Below are 26,411 nucleotides of genomic sequence, written 5' to 3'. Positions count from 1 at the left end.
TATTCCGTTTAATACGCTTGGTTAGTTAACGACGAACAACCCTAAGAAATACAAAATGTTCAATAAAATACCGCATATTATGGTTGCCACTACCGGGGCGGCAATTTTCAATATAGGACGCCCCAGTGCTTCATTAAGGAAGTACAGGGCTGCGGTGATGCTGAAGCCGGTATAGCCCGCCATCTTGATAGAGGCGAAAATAGCGCCGATCAGCAAAGCAAATTCCATCAGCATGTTCATGGCATTGCGGATGCTGTCCGAGGCATTACGAACCGAGGGATAGTTGCTTAACCAACGGCCGATAGTCCGCAACAGCAGCACTTCCAACGTGATGGTCAGGGCCCCTAAAATGGCGGCTAACCAGGGCGAGGGGGCCAGATAACCGACGGTAAAGACGAAGGTAAAACCGGCGACGGCGTACACCCCAGTGGCTAACGCAGTGGTTGCGATGAGCGGAATAAAGCCCAGGCCACGCATAAACTCAGCCAGCGCAGCTTGATTGACCAACGCAGCGGATTCTTCCGGTGATACCCCGGGGGCCCAGGCTTTTGCCAGCGTATAGATCGAAACCTCAGAGCCTCCAAACAGCTTAAGGCTGGCAACCGTCGAGATTAGCGCACCGGTAATGGCGAGCAGCGGCAGATTCTTGATAATGCGAGAGGTTCTTTCCTCGAAAACGGAGGTGCCATGGTTTTCTTCATGATGCTTGTGCTGTGAGATATCACGAAATATCGCAATCCCCAGCAACATCACCATTCCGACGAATATCTCAATCGACTCTGGAAAGAGTGAAGGATAAAAGCGCACGACAATGACGCGCGACATCAGTACGGCAACGGCGGCCAGCAGGCTATGGCGCCAGCCGAATTGATAGAAAATAGCCACCAGTGGGAACAGCGCGAAGGCCGAAATCACCGGGCTGGAAAGCTCGCCCAGTGAACCGAGGATATCCACGGGAAGCGCGGTCAGCAGGGTATTGATCGGCACCAAACTGGTCAGCACCAATACTCCCCAGGCCATGCCCAAAGCGAAAGCCAGGTAGCTGTTAAAGGCCAGTACGCCGATGATGTCGGTGGGTAAAAACAGCAACCAACTGTTCAACAGCCCGGTTGAGAGGGTAAAGGAGATCCCGACGGATGCGACGAAGCCGATGCTCAAACCAAATGCAATGCTGCCGGCTTCACGGCGATTCATATTCCCTTCAACCAGTTGCGGCAGAATCGGACGAATGCCGTCGTGAAATACGGCAACGGAACGATGAGAAAGCAGCGAGGTCATTCCCGTTAGCAAAGCGACAATAACAATATGCAAATACTGCTCCATGGATAGCCCCTTAATTCAAATGACCCATCAGCATCGGGATGGCATGTTCAACATGTTCCACCGAAAGGCCAAAGGCCACTTTGCCTTCGTTGACCCATTTTATTATTTGTTCTTCTTTTGCCTGTATTCCCGGTTTGGCAATGGTGCAACAGCGGTTATAACCGATAATCGCGATAGCGATGGATAACGCGGCACCGGCACCGGTATTGCAGGCGCCAATAAAGTAATCCAACTCGCCACTTTTGACTTTGCTGGCCGCTTCCATGTCGTTTTGAATAAAACACTCAAATTTACCGGGGGCGGCTGATTCGATAGCCTGTTTAATTTGCTCGCGTTGTAAACCTGCAATACCGATCTTTTTCATTATTCTTGTCCTCTGAAGAAAGTGTTTGGGTTGGTGCACAGCATATGGTCAATATCTTGTTGCGGTATCCCTGCCTGCAGCAGCATCGGAACAAATTTATCAATGAGATAACTGAATCCCAGACCGCCATTTGCGGCCAGGTGGGAACGCCGGGTGATATCCATGGAAAGCATTACCTGGCCCAATAGTCCGCGTTGAGAAAGCGCCAGCAATGTCGCCACGCGTTTTTCGTCCGGGTAGTAATCGTTTTTGCCGATAGTGTCGAATTGAATAAAAGCGCCGGTTTCAGTAATCCTCAGCAAGGTATCCAGCTGATCGCATAAATCGCAGTGGCCAATAACAATATGTTCTGCATCGACACCATAGCGCATTAATAGCTGCAACTGCTCCAATCCCATGGTGCTGAAACTGGTATGCGTAGAAATGGGTTTTCCGGTGGCTAAATGTGCCAGGGCAGCAGCATGGAATACTTTCTCTTCCGTGGGGGTAATGGTGCCTTCGCTGCTGCCAATTTCTGCAATTACGCTGGCGCGAAGCGTTGTGCCGTCAATGCCGTGCTCAATTTCGTCGATCATTTCTTGCGCCAACTGCTGCACGCTGCGTTGAGCAACATGTGGCGGATAGAAATCCTGTTGGTAGTAACCGGTTGATGCCAGAATGTTTATGCCGGTTTCTTGCATCAAATCCAGCATAAATTGAGGATTACGCCCCATATAGCGGTTCGTGACCTCAACCAGGTTCAATACGCCTTTATTGACCAGCGCTTTCATTTCATCCACGAGGAGTGCGTAACAATCCAGTCGGCAATCTATATTCTGTTTGAACGGTGACAGATCAATATGCAGATGTTCGTGCGCATAGGTATAGCCACGTCGATCAAATTGCGATGAAGGATTCATGGTTGTCCCTTATTCATTTGCGGGAAGAACGAATGGCCGCTTTGAGGTGCCGGAGCGCCAAAGGCGTCGCAGACCGTAGCCCCGACGTCAGCCAGGGTTGAACGCTCGCCCAAATAGACGCCTTGAACGCCGGGGCGCCAGAAGAGTAATGGCACTTTTTCTCGGGTATGGCGCGAGTGACCAATCGTCGGATCATTTCCGTGGTCGGCCATCACCAGCAGGGCGTCGTCTTCGCCGAGTCGAGCCAGTAATTGCGCCAGGTAACCGTCAACGACCTGTAATCGCTCAGCGTAGCGATCGCTGTTTTCGGCATGGCCGGCCAGATCTGTTTCCTGGATATTGGTACAGATAAAGGCCTGTCCCGGCTGTTCGACCGCCTGCAAGGTTAATTGCATGATCTCTTCCGAATTGGAAATGCCCTGATAATTTATTCCGTGAGGATTGATGACGATATCTGCGACTTTGCCGATTAACACCGTCGGTACGCCTGATGAGTGCAAACTGGCGGCGGTTTGCTGGCTTGCATCGACGCCATAACCGAGATGGACAACGGTAAAGCCATGGCCATAGACGCCTGACTTGGGGGCATTGATCCCGACATAGCGCTTTGCGCGGGTTTCGGCGGCATGGTGCAAAGCGGCATTACTGCCAATGTTGCCGCCAAAGACAATCACCCGGCCGACTTGAACCTGGCTGCGAACGATGTCACCAATGGCGCGAACGGTGGCGAAATCAATGGCATCCAAATTGGCAGTCACATTATAAACCTGGCCGGGATCGGTCTCGAGGTTATCGCCGATGGCGACGCATCCGTTAATTCGCAGGTAGCATAAACCGTCCTCGACCGCGACACGTTCTACCAGGAACCCGGCATCATTAAGCGCCGAAGCCACCTGTTCCCTGACTTGGGAAAAGGGCATCAACAATGGGATGCCAGGGCGAGTGCCCATGATCTCCTGATGTCCCATAAAGGAGTCGGCCCCCTGATGCTGCAAATTTGCGCTGCCGTAATTTGCCGCCGGATTGGGGTGCATCACATTGTCTGGCTGATATCCCAAAGCGTTAATCAGGCCCAATTTCTCTAATGTCGGCAACCGTAGCAGGCCGTATTTTTGCAAGATATGGCCGCAGGTATTGGCTCCAATATCAAGGGGGCGCTGGTGGGCGACATCGTCCATGGCACCGATACCGAAACCATCTAAAACAATAACCACAAATTTATTCACCGGGCATCTCCTGAATGGCTGAGTCTGTTTCCCTGGCTGTCGAATACCCCGGCAAGCTGCGGGGCACCCCGCGAAATGCCGCACACCATGGCGACGTCGCTGCGGGTAACGAAAATTTGGGTGCGAAAACACATGATGACTACGCTACCAATAGGGAACGTCCCGCGTAGCCCCAGGTAATAATCAATACTGTGGTCCTCCGGCGGCACCACTTCGGTTTGGCTCATCTGGCCATCAGGGGTGAACACCAGCGCGTGTTGGACGTGGCTGCGGCGATAGTGTCCGCCGCCATAGCAGAAGCTGAGTTCTTTATAATGATGAGATATTTCAGTCATATATAGCATTGCCAGGCGTTCTGGCTCAGTACCAAAAACGTTCGCCGGGAAGGTCCCTGTGAACGCGTGCCCCGGCTCTATGTGGGTCACGCCAAGCTGTGCGAGCATCGGCAACGACGAGCAGCTATTGGCGGAGGGGGCATTGATTTGGCATATCTGGAAGCCGGCCTGACGCAGGCGAGCCACAGCTTCAATCAGGGTGGCAAAGTTGGGGGTCGTCTGCGGGATATCGCCGGCTTTATGGCTAAGCAGGCAGGGGAAATGGGTGACGCCGACCACCTGCACGTGCCCCAGCTGTGTTATTTGTCTGGCGGCGATCACGACATCATCCAGCAGAAAGCCGCCCTCTTGCCCAGGGTAGAGGAGGTCACCTTCCTGATAGACTTTTAGCAACAAGGATTGCGTGATGCCTATTTTTTTTGCTTGTTCAGCGACGCTGCGGGCTTTTTCAATCGAAAAGACGGTGATCGCTTCTGGCCGCTGTTTCAGAATGGCGGCGATCTCACCGTCAGGGATCTGAACCAGATGCCCTGCGTGGCACAAGGGAACGCGATGCTGCATTAGCTGCTGCGCCTCTTTGAAATCGACAGCGGCGGCGCCCGGAAAACCCAGATTGATAATGCGTTGGCATAACCAGGGGTTGCGGCCAAATTGTTTGCTCATGACATAAGGCGTCAGGTGATGCTGCTGAGCGATTTGCAATATGTGTCGGGCGTTTTCCTCTACGGTATCAACATCGATCACGTAGCTGTCCGGGCGAAGGATTCGCTGTTGCCATAGTGCTACGGCAGTGCCGATCAGCGCAGGATTTTGCCGTTGTAACGCAGTAATAAACATTGTTCCCTTTACTCCTGGTTTGTCATCCTTGCGATAAACATTCATTTATTTGAATATTTAAGAGAAATTATTCATGTCAATTATGCTTTGCTCAAACTGTACCAATTGACCAGCAGATAGCCTTCTTCATCGGGATGAAGTTCGAGGGTAAAGTTTTTCATCAGGGCATTATTGAGCGCGCGCACCTCTTCCAATTTCCCTGCTTCCGCTATTTCCGCCAATATTTCGTTGTCCAACGGTGAGACAGGTTGCTGCTGGCGGCAACGCATTAGCGCATTGGCCATGTGTGCGATAGCCAACCAGCCTTGTTCAGCGGGTAACGGGCGTTGGCAATGCTGTTGCAGCTGTTCGACGACGGCCAGCATTCCCTGATAAATGTCTTCATCAATCACTTTGGCTTGTCGCAGCGTGTTCAGGCCCTGGTGTATCATTTTATATCCTCATTTTTTTGAATATATAAATGAAATGGTAAGTGAGCCCATGACGGACGACAACGGGGAAGCGATTATTACTTGAACAAGATCACAAATTATAATGAGGCGCCACACCGGGCGCCGGCCAAACGCATGCCCGATTTACTGATCATAAGGCGTACTGTAGCCGCCAAAATCATAGACATACTGCAAGATGGCCGTTTTGTTCTCATCAGCATGGTTTTCATGCCTGACCAACAGGGCGACAACGCCTTCCGCCCCGCGCAGATGAGCGCCGGCCAGTAAGCCGGATAAAGTGAGGGTGACCTCATCAGAACGCCCACCGGGTGGGGCTAACCTGGGCTGGCATTCGCTCCAGCGTAGCGTACTCCCCAGATAATCATTCAGGGTTTTGCCATGGTCGGCCAGCTGCAAAACAATATTTTGGTATTTATTGTCGAAATGATCGCGGGCAATAAATTCTTGTTTATCCGGGTCGATGACATCGGCGAAAGAACTGATACCGTGTTTGCCGGTAAATGCCCCCTTCCAGGTATTTACGTCGGTAACATGGATTTTCCCGTCCGGAAGATCCATTATTTTTTCTCGCACTCCATTGGACCAATTGCTGACGTCGACATCTGAATAGTACATGGGGAGATTTTCATTATCATAATGGGCGTAATAACCAAGATCCCAAAGATCATGTTCACTGAACTGATAGCCGACAAAACCCAGATAATTCATCACGGCATATTGCATCTTGCGAAACATCTCAGGGTCGCTGGAGCCGCGCGTATAGTATTTATCAATACCAAGCTTAATGAAATAGCCTTTTATTGACGTAGTACTTTGCAAGGGGACGCCATTTTTGTCGCGAATTACGCGACCTGGATACTCAACTTGTTGATAGGTTGCTGCTTTGTCATCTTCGTAATGCTCGTCATAATAGTCGGCGTCTTTAGGATCAATAGAGCATTCAAATGTTCTTATGGCCGTTAGAAAATCATTGTAGTCACCGTGATTATATTTATCTTCGCGTTTCATTTTCACATTCCTTATCTTTATTCCTGACACATTGGATATGATTCCGGAACAAACTAACGCGGTTATTTTATACCTCTTTCAAGGTATTAATATAACGTGGTGGGTTTTGTTATCTTGAAGCTGTAAATAATGGTTGGCATTAATTATATACAAAGCTTAATCAGTAAAAGGGTTCTTCCTTTCCCGAAACGACATTTTGCTGGTGCTGCAGCAGTTGTTTTTTGTCAACCTGACGTGCCACAAGACGTTGAATTAGAGCGTCATCGCTGCGAATAAGCAGCACGGCTTCAGAGGCTTGAATATAGGAAGGGTGGCCTTGCAAGGGAATAGCGGCCAGGGTGTCACTGGCAAAGTCCTGCACCAGATTCCAGATAGCTGAATCAATATTGCCTTTTTCTATTTGGTTTAAACAGTCGTGATATGGCGTATCGACATATTCAACCTCTTGCCCATGGAAGTAGAGTTCGGACAATTGGCGTTGATCTGGCGAACGAGGATCCAGGCCCACACGACGGATGTTGTTTTCTTCGCCACGGCGGTAAACCATCTGGTGGCCTGAAACATAGGATCCCGCGCCTAACTCCAGCGCAATACGGGCTTTGCCCGCCTGTAAAACTTCTCTGGCGGCCAGATGGGACACGACGGCCATGTCGTAGATACCATCCAGCAGGCATTCGATACGTACGCTGGCTCCGCGCATATGCGCGTAGTAAAGCGGTATTTGCCCAAACTGTATTTTCAGACCGCTGGCTAAGCCCTCATAAAGTTTGGTGTAGGGCAGTGGCATCGCACAAACAATGTTGCCAATATCGGCCTGGGAAAGGAGCGCCTGATAGTTTAACTGTTTTAATTGCGTCCCGTTGCGGCCGCGCCGTTCCAACTGAATACAGCCGCTGTTTTCCAGCGATTTAAGTGCGTTTTGCACAATGCCAACGGAAAGACCAAAACTTTCAGAGAGTTCATCGATAGTGCGTAACCGGTTCATCGGCTTCTCATCCAGCAAATATCTGGCGAGCTGGATAAGCGCAATACCTTCTTTCTTAATGAATTTATCTCTCATTGGCGGCTCGTTGGGGGCGATAAAACGTATAATATGAGTTTGACGACAAAGTGGTCTTTGAACCCGAGATACCCGGGCCTAGCGCACCGAGGGGCGCTCCGGCGGGCAAGCCGCTACGACCCCTACGCCACGCTCTCCCTAATCCCGGGCTTTGTCAGCAGTCTGATAATATTCGATTATTTGAAGGTTTAATGCAACGGCGTTGCTCCACTTTAACGTACGCCGCCGTATTCCAGGCTGATCTCTTTCGCGGCATGGATCACTAACGCGCCCAGCTCAATCACGCGGTTGTCGGTGATACGCGATATGGGCCCGGAAATCGAGATGGCAGCGAAGGCTTCGCGGTGCTCGTCAAAAATGCAGGCCGCCACGCAGCGCAGGCCAAGCGCATGCTCTTCATCGTCAAACGAGAAACCCTGCTTGCGGATCTGCGCCAGCCCTTCCTTCAGGTTGTGCGGCGTCAGCGTATGCGGGGTATAGGTTTGCATGCCCTTTTGATGCAGCAGTTTGGTGACCTGATCGTCCGGCAAGGTGGAAAGAAAGGCTTTGCCGGCACCGGAGGCGTGCATCGGCAGTTTACCGCCGATGGGCGCAGACATGCGCATCAGCGCAGTGCATTGCACCTGGTCGATAATAATCGCCTGGTACTCGCTGGTATCCAGCACCGCGAGGTTAACCGTTTCGCCGGACTCTTCCATCAGGCGACGCAGCGTGGGGTGTACCATTGCCAGCAGATTGCGGCTTTGCAGAAAACTGCTGCCCACCACAAAGGCGTGCGAACCTATAGTCCACAGGCCCAGATCGCCGACCTGACGCACGAACCCTTGCTGTTGCATGGTGGAAAGCAGACGGTGAGTGGTGGAATTCGGTAACCCCGCCTGTTGGGCCAGATCGGTCAACGCCACGTTGCCCTGAGCTTCGGCAATGTATTCCAATAATTTCAGGCCACGGGTCAGCGACTGTACCTGACCGGTTGCCGCACTGGCGCTCGGAGATGCAGCGCGGGGCTTCTTGCCACGTTTGGCGGGAACGGGGGTGACCATGATTCACATTCCTTTTTCCGTATGATGGAATTCATTTTCGTTTTTTACGTGTGAAATGCAAGCCGTCAATCAGCTCATCGGATGTGTTGCCAGACAACCTGAAAAACTCTCAATAACCGCTCGCCCCTTTGCCGACACAACCTGTGCTAGGATGACTCGTTGGTTTTTGCAGCAATTGAGCGATGGGCTGGATCGGTAATTGAAGGGGCTACAGTGACAAATCGAGTAGAACAACTGCGCCGGCAGTTAGCGCAGCGAATTTTAGTGTTGGACGGCGGCATGGGCACCATGATCCAAAGCTACCGTCTGGAAGAGAGCGACTTTCGCGGTGAGCGTTTTGCCGACTGGCAAAGCGATCTGAAAGGCAATAACGATCTGCTGGTGCTGACCAAGCCCGAGGTCATAACCGCCATTCACTACGGCTATCTGGAAGCGGGAGCCGACATCCTCGAAACCAATACCTTCAACTCTACCTCCATCGCCATGGCCGACTACCATATGGAGTCGCTGTCGGCCGAGATTAACTATCAGGCCGCCTGCCTGGCGCGTGCCTGCGCCGACGAATGGACTGCGCGTACCCCAGAGCAGCCCCGCTACGTGGCCGGGGTGCTGGGGCCGACCAACCGCACCGCCTCCATTTCTCCGAACGTCAACGATCCGGCATTTCGTAACGTTTCTTTCGACGAACTGGTGGAGGCCTACCGCGAGTCGACGCGTGCGCTGGTGGAGGGCGGTGTCGATCTGATCATGATCGAAACCATCTTCGATACCCTGAACGCCAAGGCCGCCGCCTTCGCGGTGGAAACCGAATTCGAAGCCCTGGGGGTTTCGTTGCCGATCATGATTTCCGGCACCATCACCGATGCTTCCGGCCGAACCCTGTCCGGTCAAACCACCGAAGCCTTCTATAACTCGATGCGGCACGTCAACCCGCTGAGCTTTGGCCTGAACTGTGCGCTGGGGCCGGATGAACTGCGTCAATACGTTGCCGAACTGTCGCGCATATCGGAAAGCTACGTTACCGCGCACCCCAATGCCGGTTTACCTAATGCGTTCGGTGAATACGATCTGGATGCGCAAGAGATGGCGAAACAGGTCGGGGAGTGGGCGCAAGCCGGCTTCCTGAATATTATCGGCGGCTGCTGCGGTACCACGCCAGAGCACATTGCTGCCATGGTCAAGGCCGTAGCGGGCGTGCCACCGCGCCCACTGCCGGAGATCCCGGTTGCCTGCCGTCTGGCGGGGCTGGAGCCGCTAAACATCGATGCCAAAACGCTGTTCGTCAACGTGGGCGAACGAACCAACGTCACCGGCTCGGCACGTTTTAAGCGGCTGATCAAAGAAGAGAAATACAGCGAAGCGCTGGCCGTAGCGCGCCAGCAGGTAGAAAGCGGCGCCCAGATTATCGACATCAACATGGATGAGGGGATGCTCGACGCGGAAGCGGCGATGGTACGTTTCCTCAACCTGATCGCCGGTGAACCGGATATCGCCCGCGTGCCAATCATGATCGACTCCTCCAAATGGTCGGTGATCGAAAAAGGCCTGAAGTGCATTCAGGGTAAGGGCATCGTTAACTCCATCTCGATGAAAGAGGGTGAAGAGGCCTTCATTCACCACGCCAAGCTGGTGCGTCGATACGGTGCCGCGGTGGTGGTGATGGCGTTTGACGAAGTGGGCCAGGCCGATACGCGCGAGCGCAAATTCGAGATTTGCCGCCGCGCCTACAAAATTCTGACCGAGCGCGTCGGCTTCCCACCGGAAGACATCATTTTCGACCCGAATATTTTCGCCGTTGCTACCGGTATCGAAGAGCATAACAACTACGCCGTCGACTTTATCGAGGCCTGTGCCGACATCAAAACTCACCTGCCGCACGCGATGATTTCCGGCGGCGTGTCCAACGTGTCGTTTTCATTCCGCGGCAACGATCCTGTACGCGAAGCGATCCACGCGGTGTTCCTGTATCACGCGATCCGCAACGGCATGGACATGGGGATCGTTAACGCCGGGCAACTGGCGATCTATGACGATCTGACGGCAGAGCTGCGTGATGCGGTGGAAGACGTGATCCTCAACCGCCGTGACGACGGCACCGAACGGCTGCTGGAACTGGCGGAAAAATACCGCGGCAGCAAAGACAATGAAGTGGCTGTGCAGCAGGCGGAATGGCGCGGCTGGGCGGTCGAAAAACGGCTGGAATACTCGCTGGTGAAAGGCATCACCGAGTTTATCGAGCTCGATACCGAAGAGGCCCGGCAGAGGGCGGATCGTCCGATCGAAGTGATCGAGGGGCCGCTGATGGCGGGCATGAACGTCGTCGGCGATCTGTTCGGCGAAGGCAAGATGTTCCTGCCGCAGGTGGTGAAATCCGCCCGCGTGATGAAACAGGCGGTGGCCTATCTGGAGCCGTACATTGAGGCCAGCAAGCAAAAGGGCTCAACGGCAGGCAAAATCCTGCTGGCGACGGTGAAGGGCGATGTGCACGACATCGGCAAGAATATCGTTGGCGTGGTGCTGCAGTGCAACAATTACGAAATTGTCGATCTGGGCGTGATGGTGCCGACGGAGAAAATCCTGAAAACCGCGCGCGAGCAGAATGTGGATATTATCGGCCTGTCCGGGCTGATCACCCCGTCGCTGGACGAGATGGTCAACGTGGCCAAAGAGATGGAGCGTCAGGGCTTTACCCTGCCGCTGCTGATCGGCGGCGCTACCACCTCCAAGGCCCATACTGCGGTGAAGATTGAGCAGAATTACAGCGGCTCAACCACCTACGTACAAAATGCCTCGCGTACCGTGGGCGTGGTGTCGGCATTGCTTTCTGACGCTCAGCGCGACGATTTTGTGGCGAGAACCCGTAAAGAATACGAAACCGTCCGCATTCAGCACGCACGCAAGAAACCGCGAACTCCGCCGGTTGACCTGCAGAAAGCGCGTGCGAATGCCATGGTGCTGGACTGGGAAAATTACCAGCCGCCGGTGCCGAAGCAACTGGGTGTTTACCCGGTCGAAGCCAGTATCGAGACGCTGCGGCATTACATCGACTGGACGCCGTTCTTTATGACCTGGTCGCTGGCGGGCAAATATCCACGCATTCTGGAGGATGAAGTGGTGGGGGAAGAAGCCAAGCGGCTGTTTGCCGACGCCAACCAGATGCTGGATAGGCTGGCCGCTAACGGCACTCTTAACCCGCGCGGCGTTTATGGCCTGTTCCCGGCTAACCGGGTCGGTGACGACGTTGAAGTTTATCGCGACGAAAATCGCGATGAGGTGCTGGTGGTCAGTCGCCATCTGCGCCAGCAGACCGAGAAAACCGACTTCCCGAACTACTGCCTGGCCGACTTCGTCGCGCCGAAAAGCAGCGGCACGGCCGACTACTTCGGGGCTTTCGCGGTGACCGGCGGGTTGGAGGAGGATGAACTGGCGGCGGCCTATGACGCGCAGCACGATGATTACAATAAAATCATGGTGAAGGCACTGTCCGACCGTTTGGCGGAGGCTTTCGCCGAGTACCTGCACGAACAGGTGCGCAAGGTGCACTGGGGCTTTGCCAGCGACGAGAACCTGAGCAACGAAGAGCTGATCCGCGAGAATTACCAGGGCATTCGTCCGGCTCCGGGGTATCCGGCCTGTCCGGAACATACCGAGAAAGCGGAAATCTGGCGACTGCTGGACGTTAACCGTCATACCGGCATGGTGCTGACCGAATCCTTCGCCATGTGGCCGGGGGCGGCGGTATCCGGTTGGTACTTCAGCCACCCGCAGAGCAAATATTTCGCGGTGGCGCAGATCCAGCGCGATCAGGTGGAAGATTATGCGGCGCGCAAAGGCATGAGCGTCGGCGAGGTTGAACGCTGGTTAGCGCCTAACCTCGGTTACGACGCCGACTGATCCTCTCTTTCATGGGCGCAGCAATGCGCCCATGTCATTACAGCGCTTCGACGTCAATGTGCAGCGCGTCGTATCGCCAGTACTCCAAATCGCAGTCAATCACCCGAGCGTGCTGATCGCGGTTTACCCGGGTAATGAACAATGCCGGGCTGCCGTAGGTGACCTTCAGCATGGCTGCCGCTTCCTGCGACAGCAGGGTTGGCAGCATATCGAAACGCACCCGCCCGTAGCGAATGCCGTAGCGTTCGGCATACAACCCGGTCAGCGACTGGGTTAAATCTTCCTCCAGAATGCCGGCAAAGTAGGCCGGGTTGAGGTAGTGCTCGCAATACAGCACCGCGCGGCCATCGATGTAGCGCAAGCGACGAATGCGATAGACCTCGGTACCGGACGGTAAAGCCAGTTTTTGGCTCAGGTCGTCGCGCAGCGGCACGGTGGCGCTGTCGATCACTTCGGTATGGGCATCACGCCCTTGCTGTTGCGCCATGGCGTGGAAGTGGCTGCGCTGCAGAGGGTTGTAGATCAACCGCGGCGGCGAGATAAACCAGCCGCGCCTCACCTGACGGTAGATCACGCCCTGCGCCTCCAACTGACCGAGCGCTTCCTGCAGCGTAATACGGGTGGTGGAAAACTGTTCGCTCAGAGCTCGTTCCGAAGGCAATTTGCCGTCGGCGCTGAACTCCCCCCCGGCGATCCGGGCGTTCAGCGTCTGGCAGATGGTCGCCACGGTTGTCGATGCTTCACTCATGCAGCAGATGCCCCATTTCAGTGCTTTTATCCCCGCTAAAGGTAGACCAGCGAAGGGTTGACGAACACGCCAAATGCGATAAAACCGCTGCTTTTTTAGACTGACATATAATTATCACATTCGTCCGTTAGATTGGCTTGGTTCTTGCTGGACTAGTCCAGCCACTCCCACACTACCACCCGGAGCATCAGTTATGAAACGTTTGTGCGCTTCTGTGTTAACCAGTGCCATTGTCCTGACCAGTCAAATGAGCTGGGCAGCCGATTCCGATCTGGCGGCGCTGGAACAGGCTGCCAAGAAGGAAGGGGAAGTCAACAGCGTCGGCATGCCGGACAGCTGGGCTAACTGGAAAGATACCTGGCAGGATCTGCTGAGCAAGTACGGCCTGAAGCATGCCGATACCGACATGAGTTCGGCGCAGGAAATTGCCAAATTCGATGCGGAAAAGAGTAATGCCACGGCGGATATTGGTGACGTGGGCGCGGCATTCGGGCCTATCGCAGTACAAAAAGGGGTGACTCAGCCATATAAACCCTCCACCTGGGAACAGGTGCCTGACTGGGCCAAAGACAAGGACGGCCACTGGGCGCTGGCCTATACCGGCACCATCGCCTTCATTATCAATAAAAAACAGGTGAAAGAGATCCCTCACAGCTGGGCTGACCTGTTAAAGGGCACTTATCAGGTCACCATTGGTGACGTCGGCACCGCTTCGCAGGCGGCCAGCGGCGTGCTGGCGGCAACCTACGCGATGGGCGGGAACGAAAAGAACCTGAAGCCGGGCCTGGAATTCTTCGGCAAGCTGGCCAAGGCCGGGCGCCTGAGCCTGAGCAACCCGGTGATCGCCTCGCTGGAAAAAGGCGAAGTGCAGGTTGGGGTGGTTTGGGACTTTAACGGCCTGAACTACCGCGATCAGATCGACAAAACCCGCTTTGAAGTGCTGATCCCCTCTGACGGATCCATCACTTCCGGTTACACCACCATTATCAACAAATACGCCAAACACCCGAATGCCGCCAAGCTGGCACGTGAATACATCTTCTCTGACGCAGGCCAAATCAACCTGGCGCGCGGCTATGCGCGTCCAATCCGTGCGGAACACCTGACGTTGCCTGACGATGTCAAAGCCAAGCTGTTGCCGGCCGAACAGTATAAGAATGCCCACCCGATCGCCGATCCGGCGGCCTGGGAGCAAAGTGCCAAAACGCTGCCGCGCCAGTGGCAGGAAAACGTCATTATGTTTATGCAGCAGTGAGTTAAGCCATCATGAAAACTATCCTCGTGCTGCTGGACGGTCTGAACTATCAGGTGGCGCACGACGCCATGGGCTATCTGCAGGCCGAATGTGCGGCAGGGCGCGGACGGTTGTATCAGTTGGAGAGCGAGTTGCCCTCGCTCTCCAGACCGCTGTATGAATGCATTCTCACCGGTGTGCCGCCGGTGGAAAGTGGCGTGGTGCATAACCAGGTGTCACGCCTCTCGCATCAGCAAAGCGTGTTTCACTACGCTCGGGCCGCGGGCTTGACTACCGCGGCAGCGGCCTATCATTGGTTCAGTGAGCTGTACAACCGTACCCCGTTCGACGCCGCGCGCGATCGCCATACCGACGATGCCGAGCTGCCGATCCAGCACGGCCATTTTTATTACGACGACCGTTACCCGGATTCTCACCTGTTTGACGATGCGGAAAGTTTGCGCCGCCGTCATCAACCCGATTTCTTGCTGATCCACCCGATGAACATTGACGACACCGGGCACCGCTTTGGCCTGTCATCGCCGCAGTACCGCAATGCGGCGCGCAACGCCGACGGCGTGCTGTCGCGCTATTTGGCCGACTGGCTGAACGCGGGTTATCAGGTGATGGTCACCGCCGATCACGGCATGAATGACGATCGCAGCCACGGCGGTGTGTTGCCGGAAGAGCGGCAGGTGCCGCTGTTTGTCTTCGGTGACGCCTTCAGCCAGAGCGATGCCAACCCGCAGCAAACCGACCTGTGTGGCACCCTGTGCGAAGTGCTGCAGGTACCGCACGACAAGCCGCGTTGTCGTGCGTTGTTGGCCTAAGGGTGAGCCATGAAAGCTAAGTGGATTGCCGCGCTGTGCCTGCTGCCGTTTATCCTGCTGTTCGGCGCGTTTCAAATTGCGCCGCTGGTGTGGATTGCCGTCAGCAGCTTTTTCAGCCAGACCAGCGGCTGGGGGCTGGGCAACTATGTTGATGTACTGACCTCGCCGTTCTATTTGCAGGCGTTTCAGTTCTCGCTGGAGATCTCCCTTTGGTCGAGCGTTTATGGGCTGCTGATTGCGTTAGTGGGCAGTTACTCACTTCGACGGCTCGGTCAGACGCGGTTTCATGATTTTGTGATGTCGTTTACCAACATGACCAGCAATTTCGCCGGGGTCCCCCTGGCGTTTGCCTTTGTCATTCTGCTGGGGCTGAACGGCTGCCTGACGCTGCTGCTGCGCAAATACGGCCTGATGGAGAGCTTTAACCTTTACTCCAAAACCGGGCTGATAGTGCTTTACACCTACTTCCAGATCCCACTGGGCGTGTTGCTGCTGTACCCGGCGTTTGACGCGCTGCGCGAGGACTGGCGCGAATCGGCTTCGCTGCTCGGCGCCAGTCCATGGCGCTATTGGCGGCATATCGGCCTGCCGGTGCTGGCACCGGCGTTGATGGGTACCTTTGTCATCCTGCTGGCCAACGCGCTGGGCGCTTATGCCACGGTGTATGCGTTGACCACCGGCAATTTCAACGTGATACCGATCCGCATATCGGCTTTGGTTGCGGGGGATATCTCCCTGGATCCTAACCTGGCCAGTGCGCTGGCCATGCTGCTGGTGGCGATGATGGCGTTTATCACTCTGATCCATCAATGGCTGTTGCGCAGGAGCTACCTCAATGCGCGCTCATAATGTTGCGGAGGGCGGCCATGTCGCGTTTTGAAACCGGCTATCACCGCGTGGTGAGCAGTCTGCTGTTGTTGATCCTGCTGTTGCCGCTGGCGGCGACGCTGATTTATGCGCTGGCCACCCAATGGGGGGCGACGATCCTGCCGGACGGCTTTACCCTGAAATGGTTGGTGGCCTTATGGAGCGATCCCCGCTTCCTGCTGGCGCTGTGGCACTCGTTGTTGATCTGCTTCGGTACCCTGGTGCTGGCGGTGGTGGTGATTTTGCCCACCATGTTTGTGATTGCTTACTATTTTCCCAAGCTGGATGCGGTCATGAACGTGCTGATCCTGCTGCCGTTCGCCGTGCCGCCGGTGGTGTCGGCGGTCGGGTTGATGCAGCTGTTCGCCGCCGATCCGTTGCCGCTGCTGGGCACACCGTGGATCCTGATCGGCTGCTATTTTTCCATTACGTTGCCGTTTATTTACCGCGCCATCAGCAACAACATGCAGGCGATCAACCTGCGCGACCTGATGGACGCCGCACATCTGCTGGGTGCCAGCACCTGGCAGGCGGCGCTGCTGGTGGTGCTGCCGAACCTGCGCAAGGGCGGAATGATTGCGGTACTGCTGTCGTTCTCTTTCCTGATTGGCGAATTCGTCTTCGCCAACCTGCTGGTGGGCAGCCAATACGAAACGCTGCAGGTTTACCTCTATAACATGCGTAACGGCAGCGGCCATTTCACCAGCGCATTGGTCATTTCTTATTTCGCCGTGGTGCTGATCGTCACCTGGTTGGCGAATTTGCTGAATAAAAATAAGGGCTAACCGCATGGCTTATCTCAATGTCACCCGCCTCAATAAACACTATGGTCAGACCCAGGTGTTTCAGGATATCGACTTCACCGCCGAGGAGGGCGAGTTTGTCACGCTGCTCGGGCCCAGCGGCTGTGGCAAATCGACTTTGCTGCGTTGTCTGGCGGGGCTGACCCCGGTCGACAGCGGACAGATCCTGCTGCAGGGCCAGGATCTGGTGCCGCTTCCCCCGCAAAAGCGCGGTATCGGCATGGTGTTCCAAAGCTATGCGTTATTCCCGAACATGACCGTTGAGGGCAATGTCGCGTTCGGGCTGAAAATGCAAAAGCTGGCGACCGGACAGATCCAGCAGCGGGTGCAAGAGGTGCTGGCGTTGGTGGAACTGACTGAGCTGGCGAAACGCTATCCGCATCAGCTGTCCGGTGGGCAGTGCCAACGGGTGGCGCTGGCACGTTCGCTGGTGACCCGACCGCGGCTGCTATTGCTCGACGAGCCCCTGTCGGCACTGGACGCGCGCATTCGTAAGCACCTGCGTGAACAGATCCGTCGGATCCAGCGCGAACTGAACCTGACGGCCATCTTCGTTACCCACGATCAGGAAGAGGCGTTGACGCTGTCGGATCGCATCGTATTGATGAACAAAGGACAAATCGTACAAAGCGGCGACGCGGAAACGCTGTATACCCAGCCGGCCGACGTCTTCGCCGCCGGGTTCATCGGCAACTACAACCTGTTGAGTGCAGAACAGGCGACGACTTTGACCGGCAGCCCTTACCACGGTAAGGTAGCTGTTCGACCAGAGTCCATTACCCTGGTGCCTGCCGGGCAGGGGATTGCCGCGGTGATCCTTAACCACAGCCTGTTGGGCAACGTGGTGCGCTATCGGGTCCAGGCCCGCGGCGTGGAGTTGCTGGTCGACGTGCTCAACCGTTCGGTCGAAGATTTGCGGCCCGACGGCAGTGAAATTGGACTACACTTAGAAACTGTTACATTACGGGAAGTTGCATGACATCGCTGCGGCATTCAATGATAACTCCAGGGTAATTCCTGCCGTTGCGTTAACCCTCCAATAGCGGTCTGCAGCCTGTTGCCGCTGTCCTGCCTTACGCACGCCTGGCAGGCAGGATAGCCTGCTGTGTCTTGCCGGGCGTGAAGGGAGCGTTCCTTCCGTGTTGACCCTTCTTCACCTGCTTTCTGCGGTTGCCCTTTTGGTGTGGGGTACCCACATCGTGCGCACCGGGATTATGCGGGTCTACGGTGCTAATTTGCGCCGGGTATTGAGCGACAGCGTAGAGAAAAAACCGCTGGCGTTCGTCTCCGGTATCGGCGTGACCGCGCTGGTGCAAAGCAGTAACGCCACGGCGTTGCTGGTGACCTCTTTCGTCGCGCAAGGTCTGGTGGGGTTGACGCCCGCACTGGTGATCATGCTCGGCGCCGATGTCGGTACCGCGCTGATGGCGCGAATACTGACCTTTGATCTTTCCTGGCTGTCACCGCTGCTGATCCTGGTCGGCGTCTTCCTGTTCCTCAGCCGCAAGCAAACCCGGGTGGGCCAAATGGGGCGCGTGTGCATCGGCCTCGGGCTGATCGTACTGGCGCTGGAGCTGATTGTTGCCGCCGCGACGCCCATCACCCAGGCGGCGGGAGTGAAAGTGTTGTTCTCGTCGCTGACCGGCGACGTGATGCTGGATGCCCTGACGGGGGCGCTGTTCGCCATTGTCAGCTATTCCAGCCTGGCGGCGGTGCTGTTGACCGCCACTCTAACGGCTTCCGGGGTGATCTCGCTGAAGGTGGCGCTGTGCCTGGTGATTGGTGCCAATCTCGGCAGCGGCCTGCTGGCGGTGATCAACACCAGCGGTCAGAATGCCGCCGGCCGTCGGGTGGCGCTCGGCAGCCTGTTGTTCAAGCTGATTGGCTGTGTGCTGGTGCTGCCGTTCGTCTCTTATCTGGCAGATGCAATGACCCGCCTGCCCGGTGGCAACGAAGAGTTGGTGATCTATTTCCACGTGTTCTACAACCTGATCCGTTGCCTGGTGCTGATCCCGTTGGCCGGGCCGATGGCACGCCTGTGCGAAACGCTGATCGCCGACGTGGCGGCGGACGATCCCCGATTGCGGCCCCGGCACCTTGATGCCAGTGCTCTGGATACCCCGACGCTGGCGTTGGCCAATGCGGCGCGCGAAACCTTGCGCATGGGCGATGTGGTGGAGCATATGATGATTTTGCAGCGTGAAGTGCTGCACGGTAAGCAGGGGCAAGATAAAGAGGTTCGCCGGCTGGATGATGACGTCGATGTGTTGTATACCGCCATCAAGCTGTATCTGGCGCAGATCCAGAAAGAGGATTTGGGCGAGGAGGACTCACGCCGCTGGGCTGAAATCATCGAGATGGCGCTCAACCTGGAGCAGGCGGGCGACATTATCGAGCGGATGGCCGGCGACGTGGGGTCGAAATCACACGCGGCGCGGCGAGCCTTCTCTACCGAAGGGCTGGCCGAGCTGGATGCGTTGCATGAGCGGCTGATCGGCAATCTGCGCCTGGGGCTGTCGGTGTTCCTGTCCGGCGACCTTACCAGCGCCAAACGGCTGCGGCGCTCCAAGCATCGGTTCCGTATTTTGGATCGGCGTTACGCGCATGCGCACGTGGATCGCCTGCATCAGCAGAACGTGCAGAGTATTGAAACCAGTTCGCTGCATCTGGGGCTGCTGGGGGATATGAAACGCCTGAACTCACTGTTCTGTGCGGTGGCGTATAACGTGCTGGATCAAGATGAAAAGGATGATGAGCGCGAGTGGGAGGATACGCCCAGCACGCTGTAAGTCATGCCCCCGGCGCAGCCGGGGGCAGTACCTCAGTTATTTACCCGAAAAGACCCCCGCTTTGGCATCGGCGGCCTGGTTATTGATATAACCGCCGACCGGTGTCTCCAGATTCACCACGCTTTTACCGGCAATACCCAGCAGGGCACCGGCCGAGGCAGCGGCATCAAGATGACCGCCACCCTGATAGCGATTGCCCGCCACGTCCTGCTGCTCCAGTTTGCCGTTACCCAGCGTCACTTCACCTTGCTGGCTGCGGATCTCGCCGCCGGTCAGACGAGTGGTGCCCTGAACGTTGAGCGCCACGTCATTTTTCCCGCTGATGGCAGACTGCACGCCTACGGCATCGTTATTGACTACGTCGGCCTTGACCTTGAACTGACCTTGCAGCCCGGCAGGGCCGGTCAGACTCTCTTTGGATTTGTTGCCCAGGAAGCGAGCGCCCTGATCCCACAGCGGCCCCTTTTGTTTTTCACCGGCCAGCGTTTCCGGCAGGGTGACCTTACCCTCGGCCTTGCTGAAGCTGACCGCACCGGTGGTGTCCTGTTTCGGATCGAGGCGACGAGCTACGCTGTTGTACTTGTCGGTGGTGGCGTCAGCGACCTTGTTGATGCCGCCCTCCAGCTTCTCCTTCACCTTACCCGCATAGTGCGGGGTGCCCACTTTCGACAGTTTGCTGGTTATGCTGCTGGCCGGGTCGTTGGTGTGGCTCAGACCGACATCCACATCGACCTTCACGCTGCTTTCGCTGTCTTTGCGACTCTCAACATGCAGGTCGCCGCCGATGTTGCCTTGCACGCTGTCGGCATCGATCCGGGCACCGGCCAATCGGGTGTCTTTACCACTGTTGATTGTCACTTCTCCAGCCGTGATCTGGCTGTTGCCCTGAGTGGTTTTTTGCAGGTTATCCACACCGACTTTCACCCCGGCGCCCAGGGTATGGGTGTCGCTGCCGCTGGCGGTATCCACCTTGCCGTTGGCGTCCTTATTGAAGGATTGGCCGCCTTTGGCGTTAGCCTTCAGCCCCAGGTTCCAGTTGTTTTTCTGCTCCTGGTTTTGCACCGACTCCAGCACCACGCCGCCGTTCTCGGCGTTCAGGCTAACGCTGCTGCCCTTGACCTCGGTTCCCTGCAGGTGCAGGGCATGCGCGTCGTTGCCTTTGGCGGTAATGGTCACTGCGCCGCCGCTGGTGATTTTGCCACCTTGCTGGGTCGTCGAGGTTTCATCTACCTTGGCAATGTCAAACGCGCCGCCGAGGGAAAGGCCGCCCGCGTTCTTTTTGTCGCTATCGGTGCTGTTGCCGCCGATATCGATATTGCCGGAGAGCGTATCGTCCTTACGGGTCTGCTGCGATTGGGCTGCCTGTAGTGCGACCTTGTCTCCCGCTTTCAGCGAAACGTCGCCCTGGCTGGTGACATTGCTGCCCTGCAGCGTCAGCCCACGGCCGGCATCCAGTTCTACACCCTGTTTGCCGCCGATGTTGCTGACTTGCGCGCTGCTGCTATCGCTTTTCCCATCGCTGTAGCTGCCGCCCAGTCCCAGGCCGAAGCTTTTGGTTTCCGGTGTGGTGCCGCCTTTGGCTGAGACTTTGACATTGAAGCCGTTGTGGCTTTCATGGCTGGTGTCGGTGGTCTGCTCGAAACGGATGTTGCCGTTTTCCGCTTTTACCTTCGCCTTGCCGTCGCCGGACTCCAACGAAGTCCCCTGATACACCGCATCTTGCTTGACCTTGATGTCGATGCCGTTGGCGGCGGTGATGCTGCCGGTAACGGCCTGACTGCCGGTACTTTCGCTGTGTTTATTGCCGCCTTCGCCTTTGCCATCAACGGTCAGATCGCTGCCGGTGGTGGTATAAACGCGCACGCTGGCGCCGCCACGGCTTTCGCTGCTGCTTTCCTGCTGGCTGTTTTTCGCCGCTTCACTGTGGTGGCTGTCTGCCGTCAGCGTCACGCCACCTTGGTTGGCCTGATATTTTGTGCCGGTATCCTGCAGTTTTCCGCCGGCTTTAACGTCGATCGCCCCGGCGCTAATGTTACTGACCACGGCCTGCGTGCTGCTGCTGCTCTTTTCGCTACTGCCGCCATTGGCGCCAATATCAAGCCCGATATTCGGTGTGCCGATGCCGCCGATCTCGTTAATCACGCCGTTGGCGTCCAGCTTGGCGACTTTCCCTACCGCGCGCTCTACCGGACGGGTGACGGCGCTGTAATCCACGTTGGCACCAATATCTACGCCGACGTCGAGTTTGCGGGTACTGCTGCTTTCGCTGTCGACGGCGGCCAGATGGTCAACGCTGTTGGCGTTTTCCTGATATTTGCCGCCAACCTGGTGCTGTGCACCTTGCTGGGTCAGTTTGTCTTTGGCATTAATCGTCAGATTGCCCGCGATATCGCTGCCGGAAGTTACGGCCTTGCTGCTTTGCGAGTGCGTCTTGCTGTTCTCGTAACCGCCTTCGATGCCGGAGCCAACTTTATCTATGCCGCCGGTGTAGTAGACTCCGCCGCCGATTTTGGTTTTTTCGCTATCGCTGGTGGTCTTGTTGTCGGCCGCCAGGAAGGCCACGTTGTCGCCGCTGATGCTGGCATCACCCTGGGTAGTCACCAGTTTGGATCCGCTGAAGGTGACGTCCTTGTCTGCTTTCAGCTCGACGCTACCGCCGCTCAGCGTCGACGATTGCTGTTCGCTGCGGGTGGTTTTCTCGCTGTCGCTGGTATGCTCGATACGTAAACCGGCGCGGTATTGCTTATCGCTTTTCTCGTTGGCATAGCCGTTGATGGCAAGGGCGGTCTTCTGCTCATCAATGTGCTGCTGCTGTTCCCCGGCGCTGACATTGATATTGCCACCGGCATTGACCTCCAGCTTACCGGCGCTGGTCACCTTGCTGCCCACCACGTCGGTATCCTTTTTGCTGACCAACTGCAGGTTGGTATCGGAAACCAATTCGCTGGCGGTGGACTGTTGGTGGCTGTTGTTGGACTTTTGCGAACTGCTGGTGATATTGAAGACGGTGCCGGTACGGGCATCCACCTTGTCAACCGTGGTGCTGAGGGCGTTATCGATCCGCAGACCGCCGTCGGTGGCGGCGACAAAACCGCCTTTGGCCCCTTTCACGGTGCTGCCGGTAATGGTCACGCCCTGTTTGCCGTTCAGCCACAGGGTGCCGTCGGCCATCACCTGAGAAGCGTTGCTGACTTCGCGACGGTTGCTGTTGTCCTGGTTGTTGCCGCCGCCGATACCGCCCCATGAGGTTTTATTGTCGCGAACGATTTTCTCATTGGCGGTCTTTTGTACGCCGATATTGATCTGGTCGTTGGCATCCACCTTGAGATCGCCTGACGCGTACACTTTGGTTCCCTGGGCCACGACGCGATTACCGGCTTTTATCGCCAAATCACCGCCGGAGAAGACGCTGCCGGACTTCAGGCTTTCGGTTTCATTGCTGTTGCTCCAGCTGCCGGTACGCAGGCTGGAGGTATGGTTGCGCTGATTACCGCGTTCGCTGGTTTTGTCTCGCTCGACCAATCCGCTGAGCTGCACGTCGCGCTTGGCTTCGATTTTCAATGCGTTGCCCGCCGTCACACTGGCGCCCAGCAGCGTCACATCCTGCTCGGTGGCGGTCAGAGTGGCATTTTTTGTGGCCTCAATGTTGCTGGTGGCCTGTTGAAGCTGCTCATTCTCACGGGTGACGTTGTACTTCCAACTGTAGAACCACTGTTCATCGGTGTGGCCCTGAGTCTGCTTCAGTTGCCGACCGTCGAGCGTCAGGCTGGCGCCTTGCAGCCTGATCTCTTCGCCACGAACGTCGGTGGCGGTCAGGTGGTTGCTGTTATCGGCCACCAGGCTGATATTTTTGCCTTTCAGTTCGGTGCGCGCCAGTTGCTGACCGGTGCTGCGGTCGTTGATGTAGATCCCACCGCGGTAGTTTTGATAGTTCTCGCCGCTATTGCGGTTGCTGCTGCTGTCGCTGACCTGGCTGTCGGTGCGGATGTTGTAAGCTTTCACCCGGATTTCGTCGCTACCATCCAGCTTGCCCGCCAGCTTTACGCCGCTGCCGGTGACGGTATGGATGATATTGATGCGCCCTGCCTGCATGCTGCCAAGATAGTAGCTGTCCGTGGTGCCTAATAACTGGTCCCAGACTGTGAGCTCAGGTTGTTCGCTGCTGAGTACCTGTGCATCGCGCGATACGCGATTGTTGCCGCTGATGGCGTTGATCGCCGAGATCATTTTATCGCTTTTTTTATCGTACAACGGCGCGACTATTACCTCGCCGCGGCTGTCGATCCTTGGCGCGATCAAATCCAGCACGCCGCTGGCGTTCAGCCGGCCATCAAGGCTCAGGGTATTGCGATTGCCCAGCGTGCTGTAGCCCTGCAGCATGCCTTTTTCCACCAGGGGGTTACCCACTACCAGCGACGAGCGGCTGGTATTGATAAAGCCGCAGCCGTCGCAACTGATACCGTTCGGGTTAGCCAGCACGTAGTCGGCCGCCATGCCGAAGATTTCTTGCTGTCCGTGCAACAGCGACGGGTTGCGGCTGATCACTTCATTGAGGATCACGCTGGCCGCCTGATTGTTCAGGTTCGGGTTGGCAGCCAGTTGGCCGGCCAACTGAGACCGCCCGGCATCAAGCGAGTTGTTCAGCACCGCTCCGGGTTGGTTGACGTTGAAGTCCTGATACTGGTTATGTGACAGCCCTTGGTCGTTAGGCGTCACGATATTGACCACCTGTGCGCCGTTACCGGCAGTTGAAACACCGGGACCGTTAGCGCCGTTGGCCGCTACGATCTCGCCGGCGTAAGCGCTGCCGAGGGAGGCGAGAATGATCGCCAGTGAAGCGGCTAACTTGCCCGCTCCCGAGAGCCTGAAGTTATTATTTTTCATCCATGTATCTCCATATATCGCTGTGGTAGTGCAAAAAAAACGCTAACTAAAAGGTGTACGAAAAGCGTGCCAGCACCTGGATAGGATCGTCAGGCATTGAGTGACTGGACAGTAGCCAACCGCGGCTGGCTTCAACGTCGAACAGGGTTCGTTGGTAGCGCAGGGTAACGCCGGCGCTTAACCCAGCGCTGCTTTGCCAGCCGGAAGGTCGGTTGTCGCGAGGCAGTACCCGGCCGACGTCGCCGCCGATGCGTGGGGTGAGGGTGCTTTGGCCCAGAGTGAAGCTGCGGGACAGGGTGTTTTGCAGATACCAGCCGTTATCGCCGGACAGCGTACTGCGGCTGAAACCACGGATCGCGCTGCGGTCCGTCAAGCTGAGCCACTCCACGCCAGGCAGGCGATCGCGGCTGTACTGCCCGTACAGCAAGTTGCTCAATTGGTAAGTGGAACCGGCAAGCTCGATGCGTTGGTTGAGGTTGACGAACACTTTTCCTTTGGTGAATTGGGCATCGGGAAGGTTCTCTCCTCCATGGCGGTCGGCGCCGAACCAGGGTAACCCTTGCTCCACGCTGAGATTGGCGCTGATCAGGCCGGTGGGCAGGATCTGCAGATGGTTAACGCCCAGCTCAAACAAGCTGAGCGTCGGGCTGCCAAGGCCAATGCGTACGGTATCGAAATAGTTGGTGATGCGCTTATGGGTGAGTTGGCCGCTCAGGGTATTGATCTGATCGCGATCGCGATAAAACACATAGTCGCCGCGCAGACCGTATTGTTGGGTCTGGCCGTGCAGTTTGTAGCTGTTGAACATCAACTGCTGGTGGTTCAGGTATTGCGAGTAGCTGGCAAAGCCGCTGAAGGTCAAAGCGCCATAGGGCAGGGAATAGAGCAGGGTATAGGCGCGATTATAGCGTTGTGCCGGGTTGTCCAGCGTGCCGGCAACGTTCAGGCTGGCGAAGTCCGACAGGCCGAAAGGGCTGTCCAGCGTTGCCGTGCTGCGCGCCAGCCATTGACCGGTATTTTTCTGACCGTAATTATCCAATGTGGCGGACAGCAACCAGGGTTTAGTATGTTGATTATGCAGCCGAATAATGGAAGCTCCCACTTTACTGCCCGGCAATATATCCAATCGGGTTTTATTCGATTGCAAACGATTGGCCTGATCTAATCCCTGATCGAGCTGGGTTAATTTTAATGGCTGACCTTCCAATCCGGGGAATAATAATTGGCTGTTAACCCAACGATCGCCCCCCTCTATTTTTTCGATAAAGCCTTCGGTGACTCGCAGTCCTAATTCCCCCTCAGCATTGGGGCGAATAAATTGCACGCGTGCGGTGATATAACCCTTATCCAGGTATAAGCGGGTCAATTCACGCGTCAGGCGATTGATGTCGTTGCTGCTGATGCAGTGCTCTGGCAGTGCACTCAACTCCGCCAAATCTTTCGCCGACAGCAGCGTTATCCCCTGCAGATACACGCCGCCGATCGGCAGGCATTGAGCCGAAAGTGGCAGCGCCGGCACAGCGGGTTCCGGCTCGGCAAGCAGTTGCTGCTGTTTAAGCTGTTGGTAGCGTCGTTGCTCTATTTGTTGATTCACTTCACGCGTGCCGTCTTGCAAAGCGCGACGCGATTCGCTCATCGGTGAGAAATCCCCCATTTCCGGCAGGGTGGCGGCGGGGAGTGCGGTGCTAAACAGCAGCGCCAGAGCGGCGGTTTTTCTGATCATTGTAATCCATTATGAGAAGCCGCCGGGGCGGCCTGCTCAATCCATGAGGTCAATAAACAGGCGGCCAACGGCCGGCCCGAAATCGCGAGCGA

19 protein-coding genes are annotated in these 26,411 nt (G+C 56.2%); 7 read left to right on the top strand and 12 right to left on the bottom strand.

Features of this window, described 5'->3' with window-relative positions:
- Positions 1 to 21: 21 nt before the first annotated feature.
- From LQ945_RS11230 to iclR, 9 genes are all read right to left on the bottom strand, one after another.
- Positions 22 to 1,323 (bottom strand): YhfT family protein, encoded by a 1,302-nt coding sequence (locus LQ945_RS11230; RefSeq protein WP_270102891.1) that lies wholly within the window; start codon positions 1,321 to 1,323, stop codon positions 22 to 24.
- Between the two features lie 10 nt (positions 1,324 to 1,333).
- The gene (locus LQ945_RS11225) at positions 1,334 to 1,687 is read right to left on the bottom strand and encodes a DUF2620 domain-containing protein (protein ID WP_020837206.1); all 354 of its coding nucleotides are present in this window, start codon (positions 1,685 to 1,687) and stop codon (positions 1,334 to 1,336) included.
- Complete coding sequence (locus LQ945_RS11220) at positions 1,687 to 2,586, bottom strand: phosphotriesterase-related protein (RefSeq protein WP_270102890.1); 900 nt, start codon at positions 2,584 to 2,586, stop codon at positions 1,687 to 1,689. Before LQ945_RS11220 ends, LQ945_RS11225 begins: the two co-directional genes overlap by 1 nt.
- Positions 2,583 to 3,812 (bottom strand): phosphopentomutase, encoded by a 1,230-nt coding sequence (locus tag LQ945_RS11215; RefSeq protein WP_270102889.1) that lies wholly within the window; start codon positions 3,810 to 3,812, stop codon positions 2,583 to 2,585. Before LQ945_RS11215 ends, LQ945_RS11220 begins: the two co-directional genes overlap by 4 nt.
- Positions 3,809 to 4,984 carry a YhfX family PLP-dependent enzyme gene (locus tag LQ945_RS11210; protein WP_269934052.1) on the bottom strand — a complete coding sequence of 392 codons (1,176 nt, stop codon included), beginning with the start codon at positions 4,982 to 4,984 and terminating at the stop codon, positions 3,809 to 3,811. The genes LQ945_RS11215 and LQ945_RS11210 overlap by 4 nt, the downstream gene beginning before the upstream one ends.
- 80 nt (positions 4,985 to 5,064) lie before the next feature.
- Positions 5,065 to 5,415 carry a hypothetical protein gene (locus LQ945_RS11205; protein WP_262242299.1) on the bottom strand — a complete coding sequence of 117 codons (351 nt, stop codon included), beginning with the start codon at positions 5,413 to 5,415 and terminating at the stop codon, positions 5,065 to 5,067.
- Positions 5,416 to 5,559: 144 nt separating this feature from the next.
- Positions 5,560 to 6,444 carry a hypothetical protein gene (locus LQ945_RS11200; protein ID WP_269934053.1) on the bottom strand — a complete coding sequence of 295 codons (885 nt, stop codon included), beginning with the start codon at positions 6,442 to 6,444 and terminating at the stop codon, positions 5,560 to 5,562.
- A gap of 160 nt (positions 6,445 to 6,604) precedes the next feature.
- A complete protein-coding gene (yhfZ, locus tag LQ945_RS11195) occupies positions 6,605 to 7,504 on the bottom strand; it encodes a GntR family transcriptional regulator YhfZ (RefSeq protein WP_270102888.1) in 900 nt (299 codons plus the stop codon).
- 212 nt (positions 7,505 to 7,716) lie between these two features.
- A complete protein-coding gene (gene iclR, locus LQ945_RS11190; RefSeq protein WP_270102887.1) occupies positions 7,717 to 8,547 on the bottom strand; it encodes a glyoxylate bypass operon transcriptional repressor IclR in 831 nt (276 codons plus the stop codon).
- Between the two features lie 198 nt (positions 8,548 to 8,745).
- On the opposite strand from iclR, the gene metH reads away from it, so the two are divergent.
- A complete protein-coding gene (gene metH, locus LQ945_RS11185; RefSeq protein ID WP_420136188.1) occupies positions 8,746 to 12,441 on the top strand; it encodes a methionine synthase in 3,696 nt (1,231 codons plus the stop codon).
- 37 nt (positions 12,442 to 12,478) lie between these two features.
- On the opposite strand, the gene LQ945_RS11180 is transcribed toward metH, so the two are convergent.
- Complete coding sequence (locus tag LQ945_RS11180) at positions 12,479 to 13,189, bottom strand: UTRA domain-containing protein (RefSeq protein ID WP_270102885.1); 711 nt, start codon at positions 13,187 to 13,189, stop codon at positions 12,479 to 12,481.
- A 193-nt stretch (positions 13,190 to 13,382) separates the two neighbouring features.
- Between LQ945_RS11180 and LQ945_RS11175 the strand changes: the two genes are divergently transcribed.
- From LQ945_RS11175 to LQ945_RS11150, 6 genes are all read left to right on the top strand, one after another.
- On the top strand, positions 13,383 to 14,444 hold the full coding sequence (locus LQ945_RS11175; RefSeq protein ID WP_270102884.1) for an ABC transporter substrate-binding protein: 1,062 nt from the start codon (positions 13,383 to 13,385) through the stop codon (positions 14,442 to 14,444).
- Positions 14,445 to 14,455: 11 nt separating this feature from the next.
- Entirely contained in the window at positions 14,456 to 15,253 is a 798-nt protein-coding gene (locus LQ945_RS11170; protein ID WP_269934056.1) for an alkaline phosphatase family protein, read from the top strand.
- 9 nt (positions 15,254 to 15,262) lie between these two features.
- Positions 15,263 to 16,102 carry an ABC transporter permease gene (locus LQ945_RS11165; protein WP_262242292.1) on the top strand — a complete coding sequence of 280 codons (840 nt, stop codon included), beginning with the start codon at positions 15,263 to 15,265 and terminating at the stop codon, positions 16,100 to 16,102.
- Between the two features lie 17 nt (positions 16,103 to 16,119).
- Positions 16,120 to 16,905 carry an ABC transporter permease gene (locus tag LQ945_RS11160; RefSeq protein WP_044553836.1) on the top strand — a complete coding sequence of 262 codons (786 nt, stop codon included), beginning with the start codon at positions 16,120 to 16,122 and terminating at the stop codon, positions 16,903 to 16,905.
- Between the two features lie 4 nt (positions 16,906 to 16,909).
- A complete protein-coding gene (locus tag LQ945_RS11155; RefSeq protein WP_269934057.1) occupies positions 16,910 to 17,902 on the top strand; it encodes an ABC transporter ATP-binding protein in 993 nt (330 codons plus the stop codon).
- A 160-nt stretch (positions 17,903 to 18,062) separates the two neighbouring features.
- Positions 18,063 to 19,712 (top strand): Na/Pi cotransporter family protein, encoded by a 1,650-nt coding sequence (locus LQ945_RS11150; RefSeq protein WP_270102883.1) that lies wholly within the window; start codon positions 18,063 to 18,065, stop codon positions 19,710 to 19,712.
- A gap of 36 nt (positions 19,713 to 19,748) precedes the next feature.
- On the opposite strand, the gene LQ945_RS11145 is transcribed toward LQ945_RS11150, so the two are convergent.
- On the bottom strand, positions 19,749 to 24,596 hold the full coding sequence (locus LQ945_RS11145; RefSeq protein ID WP_270102882.1) for a hemagglutinin repeat-containing protein: 4,848 nt from the start codon (positions 24,594 to 24,596) through the stop codon (positions 19,749 to 19,751).
- A 46-nt stretch (positions 24,597 to 24,642) separates the two neighbouring features.
- Positions 24,643 to 26,319, bottom strand: coding sequence for a ShlB/FhaC/HecB family hemolysin secretion/activation protein (locus tag LQ945_RS11140; protein WP_270102881.1), 1,677 nt, complete (start codon positions 26,317 to 26,319; stop codon positions 24,643 to 24,645).
- Between the last annotated feature and the right edge of the window lie 92 nt (positions 26,320 to 26,411).

The sequence above is a fragment of the Serratia liquefaciens genome, from assembly GCF_027594825.1.
GTDB lineage: Bacteria > Pseudomonadota > Gammaproteobacteria > Enterobacterales > Enterobacteriaceae > Serratia > Serratia liquefaciens_A.
Note: the sequence above shows the minus strand (reverse complement) of the source record. Positions and strands in the feature narration are given on the sequence as shown.